Source organism: Nonomuraea sp. NPDC003727 (assembly GCF_053586935.1).
Window position 1 is genome coordinate 63,211 of the sequence record NZ_JBSFNE010000001.1, and the last position, 19,885, is coordinate 83,095.

Sequence of the window (19,885 nt, forward strand, 5' to 3'; positions counted from 1 at the left end):
GCCGGCCGAGGCCGTCTTCAAGCCGACGAGATCATGGACACCGGGGAGCGTCTCCCGCGCCGCCTGCGCGACCCGCTGAGCTGACGAAGGCCGCCACCTCCTCCAGCAGCTCCGGATCCACCGGGCGGGCGTACTGCTCGCGGTAGGTGCTGCGGGAGGCCGGGCCGGGATCGCGGCGCAGGAGATGCGTGAGGTCGGGGAAGCGGCGCGTCTCCACCGGCCCCGGGACCAGGTCGTCGATCACGTCGAGGTCGTCCACGTCGACGTGGAGGTCCTTGTCCCCGATGATCGCCAGCACCGGCACGTGGATCGCCGCGAGATCCTTCTTCGGGTCGTGGACGAGCCACTCGCGGAAGGCCCGCGACACGGGGACGCCGTAGATCCGCGGCGCGCCCGACTTGACCCTGGCGAACAGCCGCCGCGCCTGGTCCTCCGGCGTACGGCCGAACAGCCGCAGGGCCAGCCTGATCGGCCGCGGCAGGTCGTCCTTGCCCCAGCGCGCCGCGCCCCACAGGTAGACCTCCTCCCCTGTCTGGGCGGTGCAGCCGAGCAGGACGGCGGAAGCGGCCCCCGCGTGGGCCGCCAGCCAGGCGGCCTGCTGCGCGCCCTCGCTGTAGCCGATCGCGCCCACCGTGCTCACCCCCGGCAGGTCCGCCACCGCCCGCAGGACCGTGGCGGCGTCCTGGCGGTAGCGGGCGAGCGGGACCGTACGCCCCCCGCCCGGGGTCCGGCCGGTGCCGCGCGGGTCGAACCGGTAGGAGATGACCCCTTTCGCGGCCAGCGCCTCGGCCATGGGCCGGCCGAGGCCGAGCCGGTTGCCGCCCCTGTCGGCCTCCCTGTCCAGCCCCATGGGCCAGGTGAGCACCATGGCGGGATGCGGCCCGTCGCCATCCGGAACGGCCAGCGTGCCTGAGATGGCCACCCCGTCGTCGGCCGTCACCGCCATCTCGATCTCGCGCACGTGGTCCTCCCGTGGTGCCGCTGACCTGCCCTTCCATTGTTTCACCGAAGAACTGATGGGTGATTTCGCCTGGCTTCAGCCGGTGACGGCCGCCCGAACCCGGCCTCGCTGCCGGCCCTCTACCCGACCAGCCGCGCCGCCGAGCATCAGGCCGAGCTGCGCGAGGCACGGCAGCCCGCCCAGGCGGCTACCAGGTGATCTCGGGACTCTCGCGGCCGCCGCTCCAGACACCTGTTCCCGCGGGCCGCCACCGCTCCCGGACGTTGATCGTGGCCCCGGTCCGCGGCACTCCGCTCATGGTCGTGACACATGCCACGACGCCGCCGCCCGCGGGCACGGAACGGCTCGGGCAGACGAAATGCCGCGAGACGACGCGCTCGGCGACGCTGTCGTACAGCTGGACGTGGATGTCGGAGACGACCGAGGAGGAACCCCGGATCCGGCCCTTGAGCCGAATGCTGTCGCCTGCCACGGCGATGCACGGTGACATCTCCACGTTCGTGCCCGGCCCGGCCGAGATCCAGGGGCGGCACTGCCAGTCGTACTGCTTCGACGGAGCCGACGGGCCGTCCCCCGGGTCGCCGCTCACGAGCGTCGTGTCCTTGGGATCCGGCTTGGGATCCGGCTCAGGCTCGGGATCCGGCTCCGGCTCCTTGGCGGGCTGCTTCTTCTCCGCGGTCACCCGCTGCTCGCGTTCCGCCGTCTGCTCGGTACGCTCACGCGGCTGCCGGTCGTGCTGTTCGTCCTGTTCCTGCTCCTGTTGCGACTTCCCCGGCTTCGCCTCCGGCGTGGTCACTCCCGGCGAGGGCGGGGTGGTGACCGGGGCGGCCACCTCGGGGGTGACGACCGGCTTCTTCGCGGTGTCCCCGGCCTGGGCCGCCGCCGTCGCGCCCGGCGATCGCCACGGCGCCACGAAGGTGAGCGCCGTCCCGCTCACCACCAGGGCAGCGGCGACGGCCGCGACCACCGCCAGCCGCCGCCGGGGCGGCCTGCGCCGGGCGGAGGCCAGAGTTCCGTCCTCGACGGCGCCGGGCCGCGACCCCGCACCCCCCGAACCCGGCCCTCCCGGCAAGCCACCCGGAACCGAAGCGCCCGGCGCTCCTGGCGAACCCGAGGCTCCTGGCGAGCCCGGCGCCCCCGGAGAGCCCGGCGATGCGGGGAAACCCGGCACACCCGGAGTGCCCAGGGATGCGGGAAAGCCCGGCGCCCCCGGAGTGCCCGGGGATGCTGGGAAGCCCGGCATCCCCGGAGAACCGAGCGCTCCTGGAGAGCCCGGCACTCCCGGTGTCGCCGGCATTCCGGGGTGGAGGTTCGGGGCGGGGAGGGGTTCGGAGGTGACGGACGGCGGCTCCTGCCTGGCGACGGCGGGCAGGGCGGGCAGTCCCGCCAGGGCGGGCACCGCCGACCGCAGCGCCCTGGCCACCTCCGCCGCCGGCGGCCGCACGGCGGGGTCCTTCGCCACGCAGGCCGAGACGATGGCCCACACGGCGTCCGACATCCCCGGCAACCGCCGCGGGGTCGCGCTCGCGTGCTGCTTGAGCAGCGCCATCGGATGCTCGCCGACGAACGGCGGGCGTCCGGCGACCAGCTCGTAGAGGATCAGCCCGACGGCGTAGACGTCCACCGCGGGTGTGGGGGTGCCGCCGTCGGCCACCTCCGGCGCGAGGTAGGTGGGCGTGCCGATGACCGACGTCGTCTGGGTCAGCCCGGGGCCGTGGACGATGCGCGCCACGCCGAAGTCCGTCAGCCGCGCCTGCCCGCTGGCGCCGTCGATCAGCACGTTCCCCGGCTTGACGTCACGGTGCACGACGTCGAGGGCGTGGGCGGCCGCCAGCGCGTCGGCGACCTGCGCCATCAGCTCGGCCGCCGCCGACTGGGGCAGCGTGCCCGACCGCTGGAGCATGGAGCGCAGGTCCCCGCCCTCGACGAGGTCCATGACGAGCGCCAGCCGTTCACCCTCGATGACGAAGTCGCGCACCGGGACGATGTGGGGGTGGCGCAGCGCCCGCATCACGTTGCGCTCCTGGACGAAGCGCAGGACCAGGTCCTGGTCGGCGGCGTGACCGTCGCGCAGCAGCTTGACCGCCACGATCTGCCCGGTGTCGCGGCTGCGCGCCCGCCAGACCGTCCCCATCCCGCCGGCGCCGATCTCGTCCAGCAGGACGTACTGGCTCCCCAGAGACTCCTCGGACCCGCCCGTCGCCATGTGCTCGCCTTTCCCCTCCAACAAATCCAGATCACCATAGTCACGTACATCCGGGTCAGAAAGATCACCGCATGGCGGGCGATCTCGACCGGAACGGCTACGGCGCCCCGGACCTGCGGCGAGTCCAGGCGGAGCGAGCGAGCCGGGCGGGCCGAGCGGGCCGGGCAGGCGCGCACAGGGCAGGCCGAGCGGGCCGGAGCCGGGCGGGCCGAGCAGATCGGGCGGGCCGAGCAGATCGGGCGGGCGGGGGCGGTTTGCCGGTGTCAGGGCCGGGCCATGCCGGGGACCACGATCAGCGAGTCCGGCGGCAGCTCGAAGAGCTCCTTTCCGCCAGCCGACACCTTGCCGGCGGTGGAGACGACGTAGCCGTCCTCGCTCGGGCCGAGCGGTTGGCCGGCGAGCCGGTACCGCGTCAGCTCCTTGCCGTCCAGGCCGAACTCGATCATCGTGTTGGACGGGAACGCGAGGGCGTAGATCCGGTCCCCGTACACCTCGATCGTGGGCCCGCCGTCCTCGGTGACCAGCTCGGCGTCGCCGGCGTCCAGCGTGACCGGCCGGCCGCCCACCGTGAGCTCCACGCGCGTGGCGCGCTTGCCGTACTGGCTCTCGGCGAAGAGCACCAGCTCGCCCCGCGCCAGCCCGACGGGCTCGAAGCCGCTGGGCACCTCGGGCCGGGTGACCCGGCCGGTGGTCAGGTCGAACAGGAAGTAGGCGCCGACCTTGCCGCTGGCGTGGCCGGCCAGCAGGAGCGTGCGGGAGTCGGCCGACCACGCCCACGGGGTGACGGCCTCCCCCTGACCCGCCTGAGGGCCGTGGTAGACCGTGCTTCCGCTCAGGTCCTTGAGCTGGAAGCCGCTCGGAGTGGGCATGCCCAGCCAGCGGCCGTCGGGCGACAGGGTGAGGTTGCCCGGCGGTGGCGCGGTCTGCTCGCCCAGCAGGACCTGCCGTCCGTCGGTGAGCGTCAGGTACGTCGGGCACCCGTACATGCACGCGGTGTGGATGCTCCGCCCCACGCCGGACGGCTGCGCGGCCACGGACACCTCCGGGGAGGCCGGCCGGACGAACCACAGGCCGCCCACGACGGCGAGGACGGCCGCCACCGCCGCCACCGCGACGGCCGCCCGCCGCCGCCTCATGACGGCCAGGGCCCTGGCCGAGTCGGCGTAGTCACCCGCCTCCTGCTCCAGCGTGCGGTAGGCGGCCCGCAAGGCCTCGTCACTCATGTCCGACCTCCAGCAGTTCGGGCGCGAGTTGCCGCAGCCGCTTGAGCGCGTCGTGGGTGTGGCGCTTGACCGTGCCCACGGAGCAGCCGAGCTGCCTGGCGATCTCCGCCTCCGACAGGTCCTCATAGAAGCGCAGGTAGAGAACCGCACGTTGCTTCGCTCCCAGCCTGGCCAGCGCGCGCGCCAGCATGACCTTGCTGTCGGTGCCGCCCGACGGGTCGGGCTGGACGGTCTCCGGCACCTCGGAGGTGGAGAAGAAGGCGAGCCTGCGCGGTCGCCGCCAGCTCCTGAGCTGGTTCAGCATGATCGTGCGGATGTAGGCCTCGGGATTGCCGCTCTCGGCGATCCTGCGCCAGCGGGCCGCCGCCTTCACCAGGGTGTCCTGGAGCAGGTCGGCCGCGGCGTGATGGTCGCCGGTGAGCAGAAAGGCGGTCCGCGACAACGACGGGCCGCGGGCGGCCACGAACTCCTGAAAGCCTCTCACATCAGCTACAACCCATCGGGGACGGTTCACGGTTGAGTCATCAGCGGAATCAGTCCGGCTCTGGATCAGCTTCGCGCCTCGGCCACATCTTGTGGGGTACGTTGTCCGGCTTCGCCATGCCTGTTACTCGACGGAACCTAGATTGGCTTCCATGCGCATACGGATAGGCCTGGTCGGGGCAGGCCAACGCGCTGCGGAAGTGCACGCGCCCGCGCTCGCCGCGTGCGCAGGGGTGGAGTTCGCCGGGGTCTGGTCGCCGTCCCCGCTCCCCCGGATCGAACTGGCCGACCGGCACCGGGTGCGGGCGTTCGACAGCTTCCACGACCTGCTGGACAGCTGCGAAGCCGTCGCCCTCGCGGTGCCGCCCGCCGTCCAGGTCGAGTTCGCCGCCCACGCCGCGGAGGCGGGCAAGGCGCTGCTCCTGGAGAAGCCGGTCGCCGCGGACATCGCCGGCGCTGAGCAGCTGGTCATGGCGGTCGATCGGGCCGGGGTCGTCTCGCAGCTCGCGCTGCCCTGGCGCCACGCGCCCGCGATCCAGCGCTTCCTGGCGGCGGCCGGGCGGACCCGGCCGGTGGGCGGCAGCGGCCGTGCCGTCTCGAGGACGCAGGCCGGCGGGTCACCGGCGAGCCCGTGGCGGCTCGGACGCAGCGTCCTGCGCGAACTCGGCCCTGACCTCGTCGATCTGCTCGACGCCGCGCTGGGGAAGGTGGTCGGCGTGCGCGCGCAGGGCGACCCGTCCGGCTGGCTCGGCGTGCTGATGGAGCACCAGGGCGGGCGGTTCAGCCAGGCATCCCTGTACGGCAAGGCAGCGGTCGACCGGCCGCGCGCCGACATCGAGATCTACGGGCCCGGCGGCACCGCCTCCGTCGACGGCGTGGCCGCGACGGACAGCGAGGCGTACGAGGCCATGTACGGAAGCTTCGCCGCGTGCGTCGAGCGCGGCACGCCGCCTCCCACGGACGTCCGGCACGGCCTGCGCCTGCAGCAGGTGATCGAGTCGGCGGAGGACGACCTGATCCGCGGCGGGCCGTCCGCGACCGCGCAATGAGATTCCAGCATCCGAACGCCATGACGAGGACATCGCATGATCACCAAGGACACCGTCGACCGTCTCATCCGCTTCGACAGCGGCGGCCTGCCGGTTCTCTCGCTGTACGTGACCGTGGGCCTTGACGGCTCCGACATCGTCCGTACCCGGTTGAACAGCCTCATCGCCCAGGTCCGCCCGCTCGCCGACGACCAGACGCTCGATCGGCGGGCTCGCCTCTCGCTCCGGCAGGACATGGAGCGCATCATGGACATCTCAGCGCTCGGGCAGGGCACGACCGGCTCCGTCGCGGTGTTCGCCTGCAGCGACGCGGGACTGCTCGAGACCGTGCCCCTGCCGCGCAAGGTGCGTGACCGGGTCGTGGTGGACCAGACCCCGTACGTCCGTCCCATGCTCGCGGTCCTCGACGAGTACCACCGCTGCTGCGTCCTGATCATCGACAGGGAGGCCGCCCGCGCGTGGGAGCTGTACCAGGAGGAGATCCACGAGATCGGCAAGGTGCGCGGGCGCGTGCTGCGCAAGCCGGACTACGCCGGCTGGGCAGGCTACGCCGAGTACCGGGTCCGCAACAAGGCCGACGACCTCGCCAAACGCCACTACCGCCAGACCGTGAACCTGCTGGACGAGCTGTTCCGCACCGAGAGCTACGACCTGCTGATCGTCGGCGGCCAGAGCGACGACGTCACCGTCTTCCTGGACTTCCTGCCGCATCACCTGCGCTCGAAGGTCGCGGCGGTCTTCACCGTCGACGTGAGCAAGGCGACGGTCGAGGACATCCGTGAGAACGCCGAGCGCATCCTCGCCGACTACGAGCGTGAGGACGAGATCCGCCGGGTGCAGGAGGTGTTCGAGAGGGCCGCCACGGGCGGCAACGCCGCGATCACGATCGACGACTGCCTGTGGGGCGGCACCGTCGCCGCGGTCGACTACCTGCTCGTTCAGGACGGCGCCGAGGTGCCCGGGGTGGTCTGCGAGAAATCCGGCTGGCTGGCCCGCTCCGGCGAGACCTGCCCGCTCTGCGGCGGTCCCACGCGGCGGTCTCCCGACGTCCTCGAAGATCTGGCGGAAACGGTCATCGACGAAGGCGGCTCCGTCGAGCACGTCACCGCCGACACCCGGCTCAAGAACCACACCGCGGCCGCCGCCCTCCGCTTCCCCCTCCCGCCGAGGCCATGAGGACGGCCGGCCTGAGTGGCCGGCGCGGGTTGTTTCAGCGTGGCGGGACCGCGCCGATCAGTCGTCTGACCGCCTCGAGGTCGCCGGTCACCGTGAGCCCGCCGTCCTCGAGCGCCGCGGCCAGCGGGCGTTCGTGGCTCAGAACCGACTGCAGCGTGAGGTGGTCGCTGTCCAGGCGGACGTCCGCCGGGCCGGAGACCTCGCCGCGCGCGACGGCGACCAGCTCACCGTCGCGGACCTCGACACGGTAGACGTCGCGTTCCAGCGCGATCCGGTACGTCGCGGTCCACGGCGCGTCAGGCTGCGGCACGAAGAAGGCGCGCAGGCCGAGCAGGACGGTGTCCGCGCTGATCTCCCCGCTCAGCGGCACGACCGGGGAGCGCATGCCCCAAGTGCGCAGCGCCGCGAAGACCGGCTCCAGCTCGGCGCCCCATTCGGTGAGTTCGTACGTCCTGCTGGCCGCGGGAGGTGGCAGCGTACGCCGGCGCAGGACGCCGACCGCCTCCAGATCGCGCAGCCGCTGGGCGAGCACGCTGGGGCCGATCCCCGGCAGGGCGGCCTGCAGGTCGGCGTAGCGACGCGGTCCGAGGCGCAACTCGCGCACCACCAGCAGCGCCCAGCGCTCCCCGATCATGTCGAGCGCGTGGGCGATCGGGCACGCCTGCCCGTAGGTCCGCTTCCCCGTCATCGCCACCTCACCACAAATTGACTATGAAAAGAGTAGCAGAAACTACGATTTTCGAAGTAGCCTCGTGGTGATGGATCCGCCCGACGCAGGAGGCCCACCATGCCCGACAGCCGGCCGTCTCAGGCCACACCCGAGAAAACGGTGCACGTCAACGGCGTCGACCTGGCCGTCCAGGCCTTCGGCGACCCGGCCGGTCCCCCGATCCTGCTCATCTCGGGCGCGGAGGCGTCCATGGACTGGTGGGACGACGACTTCACCGCCCGCCTCGCCGCAGCCGGCCGATACGTGATCCGCTACGACACCCGCGACACCGGCCGCTCCACGACGTTCCCCGTCGGGGCGCCGCCGTACACGCAGGCCGACCTCATCACCGACGCGCTCGGCGTGCTCGACGCGTACGGCCTGGCCGCGGCGCACATCGTGGGGATCTCGATGGGCGGCGGCATCGCGCAGCGGCTCGGCGTCGAGCACCCCGGACGGGTGCTGTCCCTCACCTTGATGTCCACCAGCCCCGGCGGGCCCGGCGGTCCCGACCGTCCCGACCTGCCGCCGATGAGCGCGGCGCTGGCCACCATGTTCGAGGAGCCGGCCCCCGGCCCCGACTGGTCCGACCGCGACGCCGTCATCGCCTACTTCCTCGCCGCCGAACACGCCTTCTCCGGCACCATCCCGGTCGACGAGGACCGGATACGGCGCGTCGCCGGGCGCGCGTTCGACCGCAGCCCGGTCCCGGCCGCGGCGTCGAACCACTGGACGATCGAGGGCGGCGAGCCGATCCGCCCCCGCCTCGGCGAGATCACCGCGCCCACCCTGGTCCTGCACGGCACCGACGACCCGCTCTTCCCGTACGGCCATGCCGAGGCGCTGGCCCGCGAGATCCCCGGCGCCTCGCTGATCCCGCTGCCCGGCATGGGCCACCAGATGCCGCCCGCCCAGGTGTGGGACACGGTCATCACGGCGATCGTCAAGCACACCGAACCCGCCACGCGCTGACCGGCCCCGGGCGGCCGGGCCGCCCGGGGCCGCCGCGCCGTTCCGGACCGATGCGCCTTTCCGAACCGCAGCGCCGTTCGGGACCGGCGGGCCGTTCCGGACCGCCGCGCCGGTCCGGGCCGCAGTGCCGGTCCGGGCCGCAGTGCCGTTCCGGACCGGCGTGCCCCGTGACCGCGGTCGACCGTGCGGCGGCTCCGCGGTGGCGCCGGTGAGCGGAACGGCCGTCCATCGAGGCGATCAGGTCGGGGGTGCTCAGCCGGCGTACGCCAGCGCCAGGGAGGCCACCACCGGCGCCACGTACATCAGCGGGAACGCCACGTGCGAGAACGACCGCGCCCGCACCACGGTCATGACCGCTCCCGTGAAGTACAGCACCAGGCCGATCCCCGCCATGACCCCGACGACCGGCACGAACAGCCCGACCAGCAGGCCCACCGCCCCCGCGGCCTTGGCCGCGCCGAGCCAGGGCCACCACGCGCGCGGAACGCTGTAGTCGGCCAGGGGCTGCACCACCCACGTGGCCCGGAAGAAGATCGACCCGGCCGAGAAGCCGACCATGGCGGCGGCCAGGACGGTGACGACGACGTAGGTGGTGAACATCTGACATGCTCCTCATCGGGGGGCCGCCGGAGGCTCGCTCCGGCCGGGGTCTTGCGTCTCCACTGTGTCGACCCGGCCCGGCCCGCGAGTGTGACAGGACGCCGGAAGATTTCTTCAGCGGGGCGTGACATTCCCAGGGGCACCACGCCGACCTGCGGTCTCCCGCTCGCCGGCACATGACCACCGGCCCTTCACGGATCGCGCACCACGACCCTCCGGCGCCCCGAAGCGCAGGGACTTCGGGCCGCCCGCTCGCCTCGTGCCCGCCCATCGGGCGGAACCTCGCGTTTCCCCGGATCTGGCGGCAACCGGCACCGTAGGCTCGCTGACCATGACCACTGTGGACGAACACGGCCGCCCGGAGCCGCTCCTCACCGGCGACGAGACCGCCACACTCCTGGGTTTCCTCGACTACCAGCGCGCCACGCTGGCCTGGAAGTGCTCAGGCCTCGACGCCACCGGTCTGAGCGCGACGGTCGGCGCCTCCTCGATGACTCTTGGCGGGCTGCTCAAGCACCTGGCCTACGTCGAGGACGACTGGTGCTCCCGATGGCTGCACGGACGCGACCGGCAACCCCCCTGGGACACGGTGGACTGGACGGCCGCCCCCGACTGGGACTGGCACTCGGCCGCCGACGACACCCCCGAGCAGCTTCGCGCGCTCTGGCAGGACGCGGTGGCCCGCTCCCGTGCCCTGGTCGCGCAGGCGCTGGCCGACGGCGGGCTGGAGCAGCCGGCCCGCCGTACCTGGCCGGACGGCCGGGCACCCAGCCTCCGTTGGATCCTGGTCCACCTGATCGAGGAGTACGCCCGGCACAACGGCCACGCCGACCTCCTCCGCGAGTCAGTGGACGGCCTGACCGGCGAGTAGGTCACGCCTGGATCCCTTGGGCCGGCCCGGTAGCGTCGCGGGCCATGCGCTCGTCCACGGCCGAGATCCGGCGTCTGTTCCTCCACGCCGGCCACTTCCAGTTCTACCTTCAGGACACCGAAACGTACGGCGACGCCATCGAGGACGGTGACGACGACGGAGATCCCTGGACCGAGGAAGCCTCGCAGTCGCTGAGAATCGGGGTGGAGACCGCTTCGATCGCCGTGGGCACGGCCCGCGAGGACTGGGTCCTGATGACGCTCCGCATGCATGGGTCGCCGCCGCCGGCCGGGCCGTTCGACGAAGCCGATCACGTGGTGGAGGCCGACCTCGACCTGCCGACCGGGCGGCTCAGCGTCTTCGGGTGCGACCAGGAAGCGGGGACCGCAGACGTGATCGCCCTCTCGCCGAGCAGGTACCGGGCGCGCATCTCGTACCTGCCGACCGGGATCGTCCACCCGGACACCGACGACGCCGAGCAGGGCGACCACCTCGAGTACCGCGTCGAGATGTGGGCAACCGCGGAAGAACGCGGCATCCACGTCCTGAAGCAGGGGCCTGATCCCTGGTCCGGGTGACCCTCGCAGGGGTACCGGGCCGGTGGTGACCAGGAGCCCGCCCGAGGTCACCGGCCCGTCCGCTCCCCGCCATCGGTGACGGCGAGATCGGCTGGATGCGCGCGGAGAGGGTAGAGACCTTCTCCTCCCTCCAAGGCCGGAGCTCGGCCGTTCCGAAGGAGAGGCGATGAAGACCATCGACGACGACATGCGACTGATCGTGGACAGCGCGCGGTTGTCCTTCGTGGCCACCGTGTGCCCCGACGGCTCGCCCAATCTCTCGCCCAAGGGGTCGATGCGGGTGTACGACGACGAGCACATCGCCTTCATGGACATCGCGTCCCCGAACACGGTCGCCAACCTCGAACGCGACCCCCGTATCGAGATCAACTCGATCGACGTCTTCCGCAGGCGGGGCTACCGGTTCAAGGGCACCGCGGAGTTCCGCGAGCCGGGCGACCCCGTGTACGAGTGGCTGCACACCTGGCTGCTCGACCTGAACGGCCCCGGCTACCCCGCCCATCGCGTGATCCTGGTGCACGTGGAGAGGGCGCTGCCGATCCTGTCCCCCGCTTACACCTTCGGCGGCGCCGACGAGAGCGATCTCCGGCAGGCGTGGGCGCGGACGTACCTCGCCGACCTGGAAGCGGAACGATGAGCGACCAGGAGACCATGACCGCGGCGTACGTCACGCGGCCGGGCCCCGCGGACGAGATACGGGTCGGCCGGCTGCCGGTGCCCGAGCCGGGCTCGTCGGAGGTCCTGGTGAAGGTGCTGGCGCTCGCCGTCAACCACGTCGACACCTTCGTCCGCTCCGGCGCCTACCGGACACGCCTGCCGTACCCGTTCATCATCGGCCGTGACCTGGTGGGAACCGCGGTCGCGGCGGCGCCGGGGTTCGCCCCCGGCGACCTGGTGTGGTGCAACAGCCTCGGGCTCGACGGTCGCCAGGGATCCTTCTCCGAGTACGCCGTCGTGCCCGCCGACCGGCTCTACCACCTGCCCGGCGGCGTGGATCCGGAGAACGCGGTCGCCTCCCTGCACACCGCGGCCACCGCGTATCTCGGCCTGTTCGAGGAGGCCGGGCTGCGGGTCGGAGAAACGATCGTGGTGACCGGCGCGGGCGGCGGGGTCGGCACGGCCACCGTCCAGCTCGCCGCGGCGGCGGGGGCGCGGGTCATCGCGACCGCGCGCGAGGAGGACTTCGACTGGTGCCGGCGGTGCGGCGCCGACGAGGTCGTCGACTACCACGACCCGGACATGTACCCGGAGATCGCCAAACTCGCCCCCGACGGCGTGGACGTGTTCTGGGACAACGCCGGCCGGCACCACCTGGAGCAGACCGTCCCCCTGCTCGCCCTCGGCGGCCGGATGGTCATCCTGGCCGGTCTTCGCGCCGCCCCCGTGCTTCCCGTGGGGCAGCTCTACACGCGCAACGCCAGCCTGCGCGGCTTCGTCATCAGCAACGCCGGCGTGACCGAACTCGCCGCGGCGGCCACGGCGATCAACCATCTCCTGGCCCGGGGCACCCTGGTGTCCAGGATCGGAATGCGGCTGCCGCTCACCGAGGCCGCCCGCTCCCACCGCCTCCAGGAGGGCGCCGAGCCGCACCGCCTTCGCGGACGCATCGTCGTCCTCCCATGACGGAGACCCCGGTGGTGTCTCGCGTGTCAGGACCTCGACCTGATCGTGGTCGTCAGGCCTTCCCGTTGGCGGCGCACCAGCCCGCCCACGTGGTGGCGCCCTTGTCCAGCTGCTTGTTGTAGAAGGAGGTCCAGGAGTTCTCGCTCGGGCCGGGCGCGGTGGGAGCGGCCTTGAAGAGCGGGTGGCCGGCGTCGACCTCCGCACGCAGCCACGGCTCGATGTCGAGGTAGGACGGCAGCGACCAGCTGCGGGCATGGTAGGTGAGCTGCCCGCGGACGTCGGTCTCCGGCATGCACATGAACGGCGCCCACGGGCTCGTCCTGGACCAGCTGATCTTGGTCTTCATCGCACCCTTGGGGACGGTGCCCGCAATCGTGCGAGCCGCGACCTCGCGGTCGTCGACGTAGAAGTCGAACATCTCCTGTGCCGCGTAGACGCCGTTCACCAGGCCGAACGGCTCGCCCAACGTGCGCCCGAAGTCCGCGCGCACCGGGATGTCGCTGGTCCACACGGTCTCGTCGTGCACCTGCCGCAGGGGCGGGCCGACGTACGAGGAGGTGACGTTGAACGGGCCGAAGTTCACCGCGTCGTTGTTGATGGGGACGACGGGGTAGGTCCGGAGGTCGACCGGGTTCTTCCACTCCCGCACGATCTTCGTGGGGTCGGCGGGGTCGGTGTAGAAGACGATCTCGCGGGAGAGCTGGTAGAGCTGCGTGGTGCCGGGCACCCGGTACAGCCGCCGGATGTTGTAGCCCTCGATGTTGAACAGTTTCTGGCCGTGGCGCAGCTGCGGGTCGTAGGCGTTGCCCTCGATGTTGGCGTACACGGCTCCCGAGATCCGGAAGACCATGTCCCGCCCGTCCGGCCGCCCGTTGGTCTGCAAGGACAGCAGCCCGCTCTTGTCGGTGACCGTCCGGTAGACCGGCCCCGGCGATGTCGGATCATCCGTCGCCTCGTCCGCCGCCGCGCCCGGAACGGCGACGCACACCAACAACGCGGTGAGGGCTGCGGACAAGGTCAAACCACGACGCTTCAACAAGAGTGCTCCTGCGATACAGAGGGGTGACAGGGACGGTTGTGATCATTCCAGCCGACGAGACCCGGCCTCAACCGTCCGCCGCCCTGCTCCATGCTTCCCGGCTTTCCGGCTTCCCCACATGGAGGAATCTTGCGACAATTCCGCGACAGAACGCGCAGGTACGGGAGGCCGGGGTGTCGAACAGCGTGCTGACCCACGCATTCCACGTGGACGTCGCCCCGGAGAAGGTGTTCGAGCACCTCACGACCCCGGAGAGCTACATCGGCCTGTCGCCCCTCGTGGTCGCCGTCAGGGATGTGGACCGGTCGGAGCCCGGCGTGATCCGGTACACGGCCGTCGAGCGCTTCCGGTTCCTCGGGATCTTCACGCACGACAACCCGATCACCGTGGCCCTCCACACCGACGGCCTGTCCGTCCACGGTGAGGTGCGCAGCCCGGGACGCGTTCACCTGGCCTACCGCTTCGACCTCGAGCCGGACGGCACCGGCACCCGGGTGAGCGACCGCCTCGACCTGACGGCCCCGCGGCTCGTGGCCGGGTTCGCCGCCGGGCAGGCGCGCAAGGTCCAGCTCGCTCGCGCCCGGATCCTCGCAGAACGGCTGTCCACCCCTCACGAGGGCACCGCTCGCGACTGACCGGGCGCTGCCGTCGGCCCGACGCCTCGGTCCACATCCGGCGTCCTCGCTAGCCCGCGACCAGGGACTCGCGCCGCCATGGCGCGGAGCGCGCCTGAAGGTACCAGTCGAGAATCCGCTCGCCGGTCTGGAACTCGACGTCCTCGTGGGCGCCGATGTGCTGGAGAGCCTGCTCGAAGTACTTCAGGCGATGCGGCGCACCCATGATGTACGGGTGCACGACCAGCGCCATGACCCTGGCGGACTCCGCGGAGTCCCTGTAGAGCTGGTCGAACTGGTCGGCCGCCCGCTGGAAGTACTCCCGCGCCGGATGATGCTGGATCAGCCCAGCCAGCCGCGGGGGCGCGCACCGGTCACCGACTCGATCGCCCGCGTGGTGGCCCGGATGTCGGCACGCTCGTCCTCGACCTTCTGCATGTTCCGATCATCCGCAGGTGCGTGGCCGTCGAACCGGCCGCGGCGAACCAGGCGTGGGCGGTGGGCAGGGTGTCACGGCCGGCGGCGGGCAGCGCGAGCAGCTTGCCGAGGATCTTGCGGGCCTGGTCGTCGGCGGTGTTGGGACTGCCGGCGATCAGGGGCCTGCTCGCCGAGTTCTGCCTGGCCACGGGACGCCGCAGATGCGCAGATCAGAGGTTGAACGACATGTTCACAGCCAATGCCACGTGATCTGCGCCCCCTGGGCGGCGTCGGCCAGCCACTGATCGAAGGCGGCCTCTCCCGCGGCCTTCAGCGTGTCGGCGTCCTCCACGGCCTCCTGCCGTTCGAGGATCAAGCCGGTGAGGAAGCGTCCTTCGAAGGGAACCGGTCCGACGCCACCTCCGGCCGGTGCCTCTCGCAGAGGTGAGGGGAGATCGCCGGACCAGGTCCGGGCCTTGGTCAGCTGGAGCTCCCATCGGTCGGCGAGGGAGCCGTGGAGTTCGGCGACGTCGACCTCATCGTCTGACACCACCCAGGCCGCCCTTACCCGCGCGAACCGGTCACGATGCCGCGCCAGATATTCGGGGCCCAGTTCATCACGCATCCGGGTGCGGAACGTGTGGTCCCTGGCGATCGCCGCCATGTGGTCGTGGAACGCCTCGGCGCTCAGACCCATCCGGTCCAGCCACTCCTTCATGGCGTCCCGGCTGGTCAGGTCGCGCCGCCTGCGGAAGCTGTCCGCGGCCGCCTGGATGTCGTCCAGAGTGACCTGCTCCTTGGCGGCGGCGTCGCGCAGGAAGCAGAGCCGGACCAGCTCGTCCTGCGGCGACAGCCCGGGGCGGGTGAGCGAACGGAGCATGAGCATCGCCTCGGAAACGGAGACGTGCGTCCCGTTCACGGTCAGCAGCCGGCTGGCGGCCCAGTGCGTCGAATGATCGACGAGCCAGGACGCGCCGTCGTCCGCTTGGACGCCGATCATGATGGTGCCGCCCGACAGGTCGTCGATCAGCAGGTCGTAGTCGACGAGCGGTGACCCGGGACGCGGGCTGGCCACGAGCTGAGCTCCGAGTGAAGGATGCGCCGCGGCCCAGGCGTCAGCGGTGCGGTGTGCCTCCGCGACTGCGGAACGCCGACGGGTCAGCCCGCGGAGCAGGTTCACGGCGCTTTCCAGCGCCGGGCCGAGGGAGGATTGAGTCACCGCGCGTCCGTTTCTCCGGCTGCGAGCCAATCAGCGATGGCGGTGCTGATGGGCAGGCCGGTGAGATCTTCGATCCAGCCCCACTGGCCGTTGGGGTTGATTTCGAGAAACACGTACTCCCCTTCGGGGGTCAGGATGAGGTCGATCGCCCCGAACGACACACCGAGCGCGGCGACCAGGTCCACGCACCGGCGAGCCACGTCATCGGGCAGGTGATGCACGCTGTGCCGCGCGCGGTCGAAGTCGTAATGACGCCAGTCGTCCCGCGTACGCGGCGAGTCCTGCGAGGCGATCTCGGCGGCGAAGACCTGCCGCCCGACCACCGTGACGCGCAACTCCACCGCCTTGCGAACGTACGGCTGCAAGATGGTCGGCTCATGGGCGATCCGGCTCCGGCCCACGAGATCCCTCCGGTTCACCACGGTGGTGTACACGGTGTGCGCCTCGCCGTCGATCTGGAACGAGGTGTGCTCGACCGGTTTCGTGATCAGCCGACCGTCCGCCCGGTCATAGGCAGGCACCAGCTCGGACGGATCGTTGGTGATCACGGTCGGCGGCACGGCGAAGCCCAGTTCCTGGGCCACGGCCAGGTGGACCAGCTTGTTGTGCGCCCTGCGCAGCACCGGCTCCCGGCCCGGCAGCCATCGCGCGTCCAGCAGGTCCCAGAAGCCGTCGAGGAACCACTCCGATAGTTCCCCGACGCGATCCCGCAGGTCGGCCGCCGTGACCTGCTCCGCGGCACGCGGGGAGCCGGGGCGCCGGTACCACACGGCCGTCGTCGCGGCGAGGTCGACGACATCCCCGCCTCTGGCCAGGACGAGCCGGGTTCCGTCCGCGTCGAACCGGGCGGTCAGCCGGGCCGCCGGATACTCGCCGGGATCCCACCACAGAACGTCCACGCCCCGGGCTTTCAGCTTGGGCAGGACCATGTGAACCGTGGCGTCGCCGGGTTCACTCAGAATCAGCAGCAACCTTCCCCCTCAACCGCGTGGGAGGGACGCGCTGCCCTCCCACGCGGTGCTATGAGTTACGCGCCGGTCAGGACTAGTAGTCCGAGACCCACCCGTCGGACGGCTGGCCGTTCTCGCCGGCCGTGTGGTAGCAGCGCTCCATCCGCCGGCCGCCGGAAACGAGGCCGAGGTCGACCTCGGCGATCGGCGTCAGCTCGGCGCTCAGATCGTCCAGGTTCACGATCTTCTTATCCATGTTCTTTTCTCCTTCGAACGTGAGTTGTGAGCTTCGCGTGGAGACGTGCGAAGACGTCTCCAGCTCACGGATGAAGCACACAGCCCGGCCCTTGGAAACGGCTTGGAGGTGGCTGTGGGCAGGAGATGTCCCGAGTTCCTCTGAGTCGCGTGACCTCAGGACCTGGGCGTTCGTGCCGTCGCGCCGGATTCTTCGGGTGTCGATGAGGCGGATTCCAGCCGGAGCCGGTGCGGGACTTGGAGATCACTGCAGCGGATCCTGGCTGCTCACCAGCGCCGCGTAGTGACCGTCCAGCGCCAGCAGCTCCCCGTGCCGGCCGTACTCGGCGATCCTGCCGTTGTTGACCACCACGATGTGGTCCGCGCCGCGGACCGTGCTCAGTCGGTGAGCGATGACGATGCGGGTCTGGGTCAGCCGGGAGAGGTTGGCGTCGATCGCGGCCTCCGTCACCGTGTCCAGGTGGCTGGTGGCCTCGTCCAGGAGCAGTACGCGGGGCCGGTTCAGCAGCGCGCGGGCCAGGGCGATCCGCTGGCGCTGGCCGCCCGAGAGGCCGCCGCCCTCCGACAGCATGGTCTCGTACCCCATGGGCATGGCCGAGATGTCGTCGTGGATGCAGGCCATGCGCGCGGCGAAGACGGCCTCCTCCAGGGTGGCGTCGGGCCGGTTCAGGCAGATGTTCTCGCGGATGCTGCCCGAGAACAGCGCGGGCTCCTGGGTGACGACGCCGAAGTGGTGCCGCAGCGACGCGCGATCCAGGCAGGCCAGTGGCCGACCGTCGTAGCGGATCGTCCCTGTGGACGGCTCGTAGAGCCCCAGCAGGACGCGTGCCAGGGTGCTCTTGCCCGAGCCCGACCTGCCCACGAGCGCGACCTTCTCTCCGGCTCGTACGCGCAGCGAGATCTCGTGCAGCGTCCACGGCGACTGCGCGTCGTAGCGGAAGGAGACCCGGTCCAGCTCGATCTGGCCGTCCAGTTCGGTGACCGTGATCTGGCCGCGCGGTTCCGGCGTGGATTCCATGATGTCCCTCAGCCGCTCGACGTGGGTTCTGACGGTCTGGAGCGTCTGGCCCGCCGACAGCAGCGAGGAGATGGGTGCGAGCGCGGCGCCTGCCAGCCCGACCAGCGCCAGCGTCGCCCCCAGTTCGCCGTCGCCGCCGAGGACCTGCCAGCTTCCCGCCCACAGCAGACCGGCGGGCGCCAGGAAGCGGATGCTCTCGAGGACCGAGTTCACCCCGTTCTCGGTGACGCGCACGCGGGAGTCGGCGTTGAGGTAGGAGACGAACAACCGGGCCCAGGCGTGCGCGGCCTGGCGCTCGGCGCCGGACGCCTTCAGCGTCTCCATGCCGCCGATGGCCTCCATCAACCGCCCCTGGGCATCGGCCTGCGCGGCCAGCTCGCGTTGGGTGAGATCGCCGATGCGGCGCTTGGTAAGCAGCACGACCAGCGCCTGGATCAGGGCGAACGCCACCAGGCAGCCGCCCAGCGCCGGGGCCTGGACGGTCACCAGGACCAGGTATCCGAGTGCCAGCGGCCCGTCCAGCAGCGCCGCTGTGACCTGTCCGGTGATCATCGTACGGAGCACGCTCACGCTCGCGGTGCGCTGGATCAGGTCGCTGGTGCCGCGGTGCACGAAATAGCGGTACGGCAGGCTGAACAACTGCTGTATCACCTGGGTGGTGAGCAGCCCGTCCACGCGTATGCGCAGGTTGAGCAGGACGGTGGAGCGTAAGTAGCCGAGTGTCAGATGGATCAGGCCGAGTATCGCCAGTCCCACCCCGAGCACGACCAGCAGCCGGTCGGCGTGCACAGGGAGCACGGCGTCGATCAGCACCTTGGTGAACCCCTGCACCGCCAGTCCGGCAAGCTGCAGGAGCGCGGAGATGGCCAGGATCTGCACGAGGAGTCCCCGCTGCCTGAGCAGCATGGTCGTGAGGAAGGACGTCAGCCAGGGCGCCGCGCCGGGGTTTCCCGGCCGGAACCGCTCCGTTGGCGCGAAGGTGAGGGCCACGCCGGTGAAGCCGGCGTCGAACTCCTCGTGGGTCAGCCTGCGCCGGCCGGCCGCCGGGTCGGCAATGCTCACCGACGTCGCCGTCCACGCTTCAAGCACCACGAAGTGCCGGAACTCCCAGTGGACGATCGCGGGCAGCGGGATCTTCGCGAGATCCTCCGGCTCGAGGGAGAACGCCTTGGCCTCCAGGCCGTACTGCCGCGCGGTCGTGACGATGGCGAGCGCGGACAGGCCGTCCCTGCCGACTCCCGCGAGATCGCCGATCTCCCGGACCGTGGTCGGCCTGCCGTACCAGCTCAAGATCATGGCCAGGCAGGCGGCGCCGCATTCGGCCAGCCCGCTCTGCAGCCGCAGGGGAACGCGTCTTCTCATCGGAGTCTTCGCATCAGTGATCGACAAGAAGTTGTTCCAGAACAGTGCTGGAGCCTGTCTCCAGGACGAGGTCTCCCACCGCCGGGGACGTGACGGCCGACGGGCAGCTCACGACGATCTTCCGGCTCCGGCCCGGAAGGACCGCGCAGGTGAGATCGGTGTCGGCCACCCTGAGTACGGCACGCGCCCCAGACGTGACCCGGGGCCGGCCCTCCGGCAGCTCCGCCACGGCTCGGCCGTCGCGGAGCGTGGCGGGGACGCGCAGGTGCCCGGGAACGGGCAGTACGGCCAGCTCTGCCAGCACCACGGCGAGTACGGCCGCGGTCGCCCAGAAGGCGGCGAGCTCCCGGCGCGACGCCATCCAGAGCCGCTCGCGCCTGACGCTCCCCTGCGACAGCCGCCGCAAGGCGCTCTCGCGAAACATCACGGGTGTCCCCCGAGCGCTCAACGTTGACTCCTTCCGTCCGGAAACATCCGCATGGATCATGCCCATCGCGACTTGTGGATGACTTGGACCGAGCCTGGACGGGCGCGTCCCGGCCACCGCATGACCACGGCCA

General features: G+C 71.3%; 21 protein-coding genes. 8 read left to right on the forward strand and 13 right to left on the reverse strand.

Features of this window, described 5'->3' with window-relative positions:
• Positions 1 to 31: 31 nt before the first annotated feature.
• The 4 genes from ACWDLG_RS00330 to ACWDLG_RS00345 form a co-directional block, all read right to left on the reverse strand.
• A complete protein-coding gene (locus ACWDLG_RS00330; RefSeq protein WP_449914307.1) occupies positions 32 to 961 on the reverse strand; it encodes an alpha/beta fold hydrolase in 930 nt (309 codons plus the stop codon).
• A 187-nt stretch (positions 962 to 1,148) separates the two neighbouring features.
• Complete coding sequence (locus tag ACWDLG_RS00335; RefSeq protein WP_449914310.1) at positions 1,149 to 3,167, reverse strand: protein kinase domain-containing protein; 2,019 nt, start codon at positions 3,165 to 3,167, stop codon at positions 1,149 to 1,151.
• A gap of 263 nt (positions 3,168 to 3,430) precedes the next feature.
• Positions 3,431 to 4,390: a hypothetical protein gene (locus ACWDLG_RS00340; protein WP_449914313.1), complete on the reverse strand. Its 960-nt coding sequence runs from the start codon at positions 4,388 to 4,390 to the stop codon at positions 3,431 to 3,433.
• Positions 4,383 to 4,874 carry a SigE family RNA polymerase sigma factor gene (locus ACWDLG_RS00345; RefSeq protein ID WP_354913955.1) on the reverse strand — a complete coding sequence of 164 codons (492 nt, stop codon included), beginning with the start codon at positions 4,872 to 4,874 and terminating at the stop codon, positions 4,383 to 4,385. The genes ACWDLG_RS00340 and ACWDLG_RS00345 overlap by 8 nt, the downstream gene beginning before the upstream one ends.
• Before the next feature lie 151 nt (positions 4,875 to 5,025).
• Between ACWDLG_RS00345 and ACWDLG_RS00350 the strand changes: the two genes are divergently transcribed.
• Positions 5,026 to 5,922 (forward strand): Gfo/Idh/MocA family protein, encoded by an 897-nt coding sequence (locus ACWDLG_RS00350; RefSeq protein WP_449914317.1) that lies wholly within the window; start codon positions 5,026 to 5,028, stop codon positions 5,920 to 5,922.
• Between the two features lie 36 nt (positions 5,923 to 5,958).
• Positions 5,959 to 7,098, forward strand: coding sequence for a baeRF10 domain-containing protein (locus ACWDLG_RS00355; protein WP_449914319.1), 1,140 nt, complete (start codon positions 5,959 to 5,961; stop codon positions 7,096 to 7,098).
• Positions 7,099 to 7,132: 34 nt separating this feature from the next.
• On the opposite strand, the gene ACWDLG_RS00360 is transcribed toward ACWDLG_RS00355, so the two are convergent.
• On the reverse strand, positions 7,133 to 7,786 hold the full coding sequence (locus tag ACWDLG_RS00360; protein ID WP_449914322.1) for a winged helix-turn-helix transcriptional regulator: 654 nt from the start codon (positions 7,784 to 7,786) through the stop codon (positions 7,133 to 7,135).
• A gap of 99 nt (positions 7,787 to 7,885) precedes the next feature.
• Between ACWDLG_RS00360 and ACWDLG_RS00365 the strand changes: the two genes are divergently transcribed.
• Positions 7,886 to 8,779, forward strand: a complete 894-nt coding sequence (locus ACWDLG_RS00365) for an alpha/beta fold hydrolase (RefSeq protein WP_449914325.1) — start codon at positions 7,886 to 7,888, stop codon at positions 8,777 to 8,779.
• A gap of 252 nt (positions 8,780 to 9,031) precedes the next feature.
• Here ACWDLG_RS00365 and ACWDLG_RS00370 read toward each other — a convergent pair whose 3' ends face one another.
• Positions 9,032 to 9,379, reverse strand: coding sequence for a DoxX family protein (locus ACWDLG_RS00370; RefSeq protein ID WP_449914327.1), 348 nt, complete (start codon positions 9,377 to 9,379; stop codon positions 9,032 to 9,034).
• Between the two features lie 331 nt (positions 9,380 to 9,710).
• Here ACWDLG_RS00370 and ACWDLG_RS00375 point away from each other — a divergent pair, with 331 nt between their 5' ends.
• From ACWDLG_RS00375 to ACWDLG_RS00390, 4 genes are all read left to right on the forward strand, one after another.
• A complete protein-coding gene (locus ACWDLG_RS00375) occupies positions 9,711 to 10,250 on the forward strand; it encodes a DinB family protein (protein ID WP_449914330.1) in 540 nt (179 codons plus the stop codon).
• A 44-nt stretch (positions 10,251 to 10,294) separates the two neighbouring features.
• A complete protein-coding gene (locus tag ACWDLG_RS00380; RefSeq protein ID WP_449914332.1) occupies positions 10,295 to 10,828 on the forward strand; it encodes a hypothetical protein in 534 nt (177 codons plus the stop codon).
• 166 nt (positions 10,829 to 10,994) lie between these two features.
• Positions 10,995 to 11,465: a pyridoxamine 5'-phosphate oxidase family protein gene (locus ACWDLG_RS00385; RefSeq protein ID WP_354913969.1), complete on the forward strand. Its 471-nt coding sequence runs from the start codon at positions 10,995 to 10,997 to the stop codon at positions 11,463 to 11,465.
• Positions 11,462 to 12,451: an NADPH:quinone reductase gene (locus ACWDLG_RS00390; protein ID WP_449914335.1), complete on the forward strand. Its 990-nt coding sequence runs from the start codon at positions 11,462 to 11,464 to the stop codon at positions 12,449 to 12,451. The genes ACWDLG_RS00385 and ACWDLG_RS00390 overlap by 4 nt, the downstream gene beginning before the upstream one ends.
• A gap of 52 nt (positions 12,452 to 12,503) precedes the next feature.
• On the opposite strand, the gene ACWDLG_RS00395 is transcribed toward ACWDLG_RS00390, so the two are convergent.
• Positions 12,504 to 13,472 (reverse strand): DUF1838 family protein, encoded by a 969-nt coding sequence (locus tag ACWDLG_RS00395; protein WP_449914337.1) that lies wholly within the window; start codon positions 13,470 to 13,472, stop codon positions 12,504 to 12,506.
• A 203-nt stretch (positions 13,473 to 13,675) separates the two neighbouring features.
• Here ACWDLG_RS00395 and ACWDLG_RS00400 point away from each other — a divergent pair, with 203 nt between their 5' ends.
• Entirely contained in the window at positions 13,676 to 14,125 is a 450-nt protein-coding gene (locus ACWDLG_RS00400; protein WP_449914339.1) for an SRPBCC family protein, read from the forward strand.
• Positions 14,126 to 14,174: 49 nt separating this feature from the next.
• Here ACWDLG_RS00400 and ACWDLG_RS00405 read toward each other — a convergent pair whose 3' ends face one another.
• From ACWDLG_RS00405 to ACWDLG_RS00430, 6 genes are all read right to left on the reverse strand, one after another.
• Positions 14,175 to 14,357, reverse strand: a complete 183-nt coding sequence (locus ACWDLG_RS00405) for a hypothetical protein (RefSeq protein ID WP_449914340.1) — start codon at positions 14,355 to 14,357, stop codon at positions 14,175 to 14,177.
• A 414-nt stretch (positions 14,358 to 14,771) separates the two neighbouring features.
• Positions 14,772 to 15,740: a TIGR04500 family putative peptide maturation system protein gene (locus ACWDLG_RS00410; protein WP_449914342.1), complete on the reverse strand. Its 969-nt coding sequence runs from the start codon at positions 15,738 to 15,740 to the stop codon at positions 14,772 to 14,774.
• A complete protein-coding gene (locus ACWDLG_RS00415) occupies positions 15,737 to 16,711 on the reverse strand; it encodes an MvdC/MvdD family ATP grasp protein (RefSeq protein ID WP_449914345.1) in 975 nt (324 codons plus the stop codon). Before ACWDLG_RS00415 ends, ACWDLG_RS00410 begins: the two co-directional genes overlap by 4 nt.
• A gap of 73 nt (positions 16,712 to 16,784) precedes the next feature.
• Positions 16,785 to 16,946 (reverse strand): hypothetical protein, encoded by a 162-nt coding sequence (locus ACWDLG_RS00420; RefSeq protein ID WP_449914347.1) that lies wholly within the window; start codon positions 16,944 to 16,946, stop codon positions 16,785 to 16,787.
• 243 nt (positions 16,947 to 17,189) lie between these two features.
• Positions 17,190 to 19,325 (reverse strand): peptidase domain-containing ABC transporter, encoded by a 2,136-nt coding sequence (locus ACWDLG_RS00425; protein ID WP_449914350.1) that lies wholly within the window; start codon positions 19,323 to 19,325, stop codon positions 17,190 to 17,192.
• Between the two features lie 13 nt (positions 19,326 to 19,338).
• Positions 19,339 to 19,749, reverse strand: a complete 411-nt coding sequence (locus ACWDLG_RS00430; protein ID WP_449914352.1) for a hypothetical protein — start codon at positions 19,747 to 19,749, stop codon at positions 19,339 to 19,341.
• Positions 19,750 to 19,885: the final 136 nt, after the last annotated feature.

Coding starts and splice junctions, on each gene's coding strand:
- ACWDLG_RS00335 (WP_449914310.1), bottom strand. CDS start 3,167: ATGGCGACGGGCGGGTCCGAGGAGTCTCTGGGGAGCCAGTACGTCCTG.
- ACWDLG_RS00340 (WP_449914313.1), bottom strand. CDS start 4,390: ATGAGTGACGAGGCCTTGCGGGCCGCCTACCGCACGCTGGAGCAGGAG.
- ACWDLG_RS00350 (WP_449914317.1), top strand. CDS start 5,026: ATGCGCATACGGATAGGCCTGGTCGGGGCAGGCCAACGCGCTGCGGAA.
- ACWDLG_RS00355 (WP_449914319.1), top strand. CDS start 5,959: ATGATCACCAAGGACACCGTCGACCGTCTCATCCGCTTCGACAGCGGC.
- ACWDLG_RS00360 (WP_449914322.1), bottom strand. CDS start 7,786: ATGACGGGGAAGCGGACCTACGGGCAGGCGTGCCCGATCGCCCACGCG.
- ACWDLG_RS00365 (WP_449914325.1), top strand. CDS start 7,886: ATGCCCGACAGCCGGCCGTCTCAGGCCACACCCGAGAAAACGGTGCAC.
- ACWDLG_RS00370 (WP_449914327.1), bottom strand. CDS start 9,379: ATGTTCACCACCTACGTCGTCGTCACCGTCCTGGCCGCCGCCATGGTC.
- ACWDLG_RS00375 (WP_449914330.1), top strand. CDS start 9,711: ATGACCACTGTGGACGAACACGGCCGCCCGGAGCCGCTCCTCACCGGC.
- ACWDLG_RS00380 (WP_449914332.1), top strand. CDS start 10,295: ATGCGCTCGTCCACGGCCGAGATCCGGCGTCTGTTCCTCCACGCCGGC.
- ACWDLG_RS00385 (WP_354913969.1), top strand. CDS start 10,995: ATGAAGACCATCGACGACGACATGCGACTGATCGTGGACAGCGCGCGG.
- ACWDLG_RS00390 (WP_449914335.1), top strand. CDS start 11,462: ATGAGCGACCAGGAGACCATGACCGCGGCGTACGTCACGCGGCCGGGC.
- ACWDLG_RS00405 (WP_449914340.1), bottom strand. CDS start 14,357: ATGGCGCTGGTCGTGCACCCGTACATCATGGGTGCGCCGCATCGCCTG.
- ACWDLG_RS00420 (WP_449914347.1), bottom strand. CDS start 16,946: ATGGATAAGAAGATCGTGAACCTGGACGATCTGAGCGCCGAGCTGACG.
- ACWDLG_RS00425 (WP_449914350.1), bottom strand. CDS start 19,325: ATGAGAAGACGCGTTCCCCTGCGGCTGCAGAGCGGGCTGGCCGAATGC.
- ACWDLG_RS00430 (WP_449914352.1), bottom strand. CDS start 19,749: ATGTTTCGCGAGAGCGCCTTGCGGCGGCTGTCGCAGGGGAGCGTCAGG.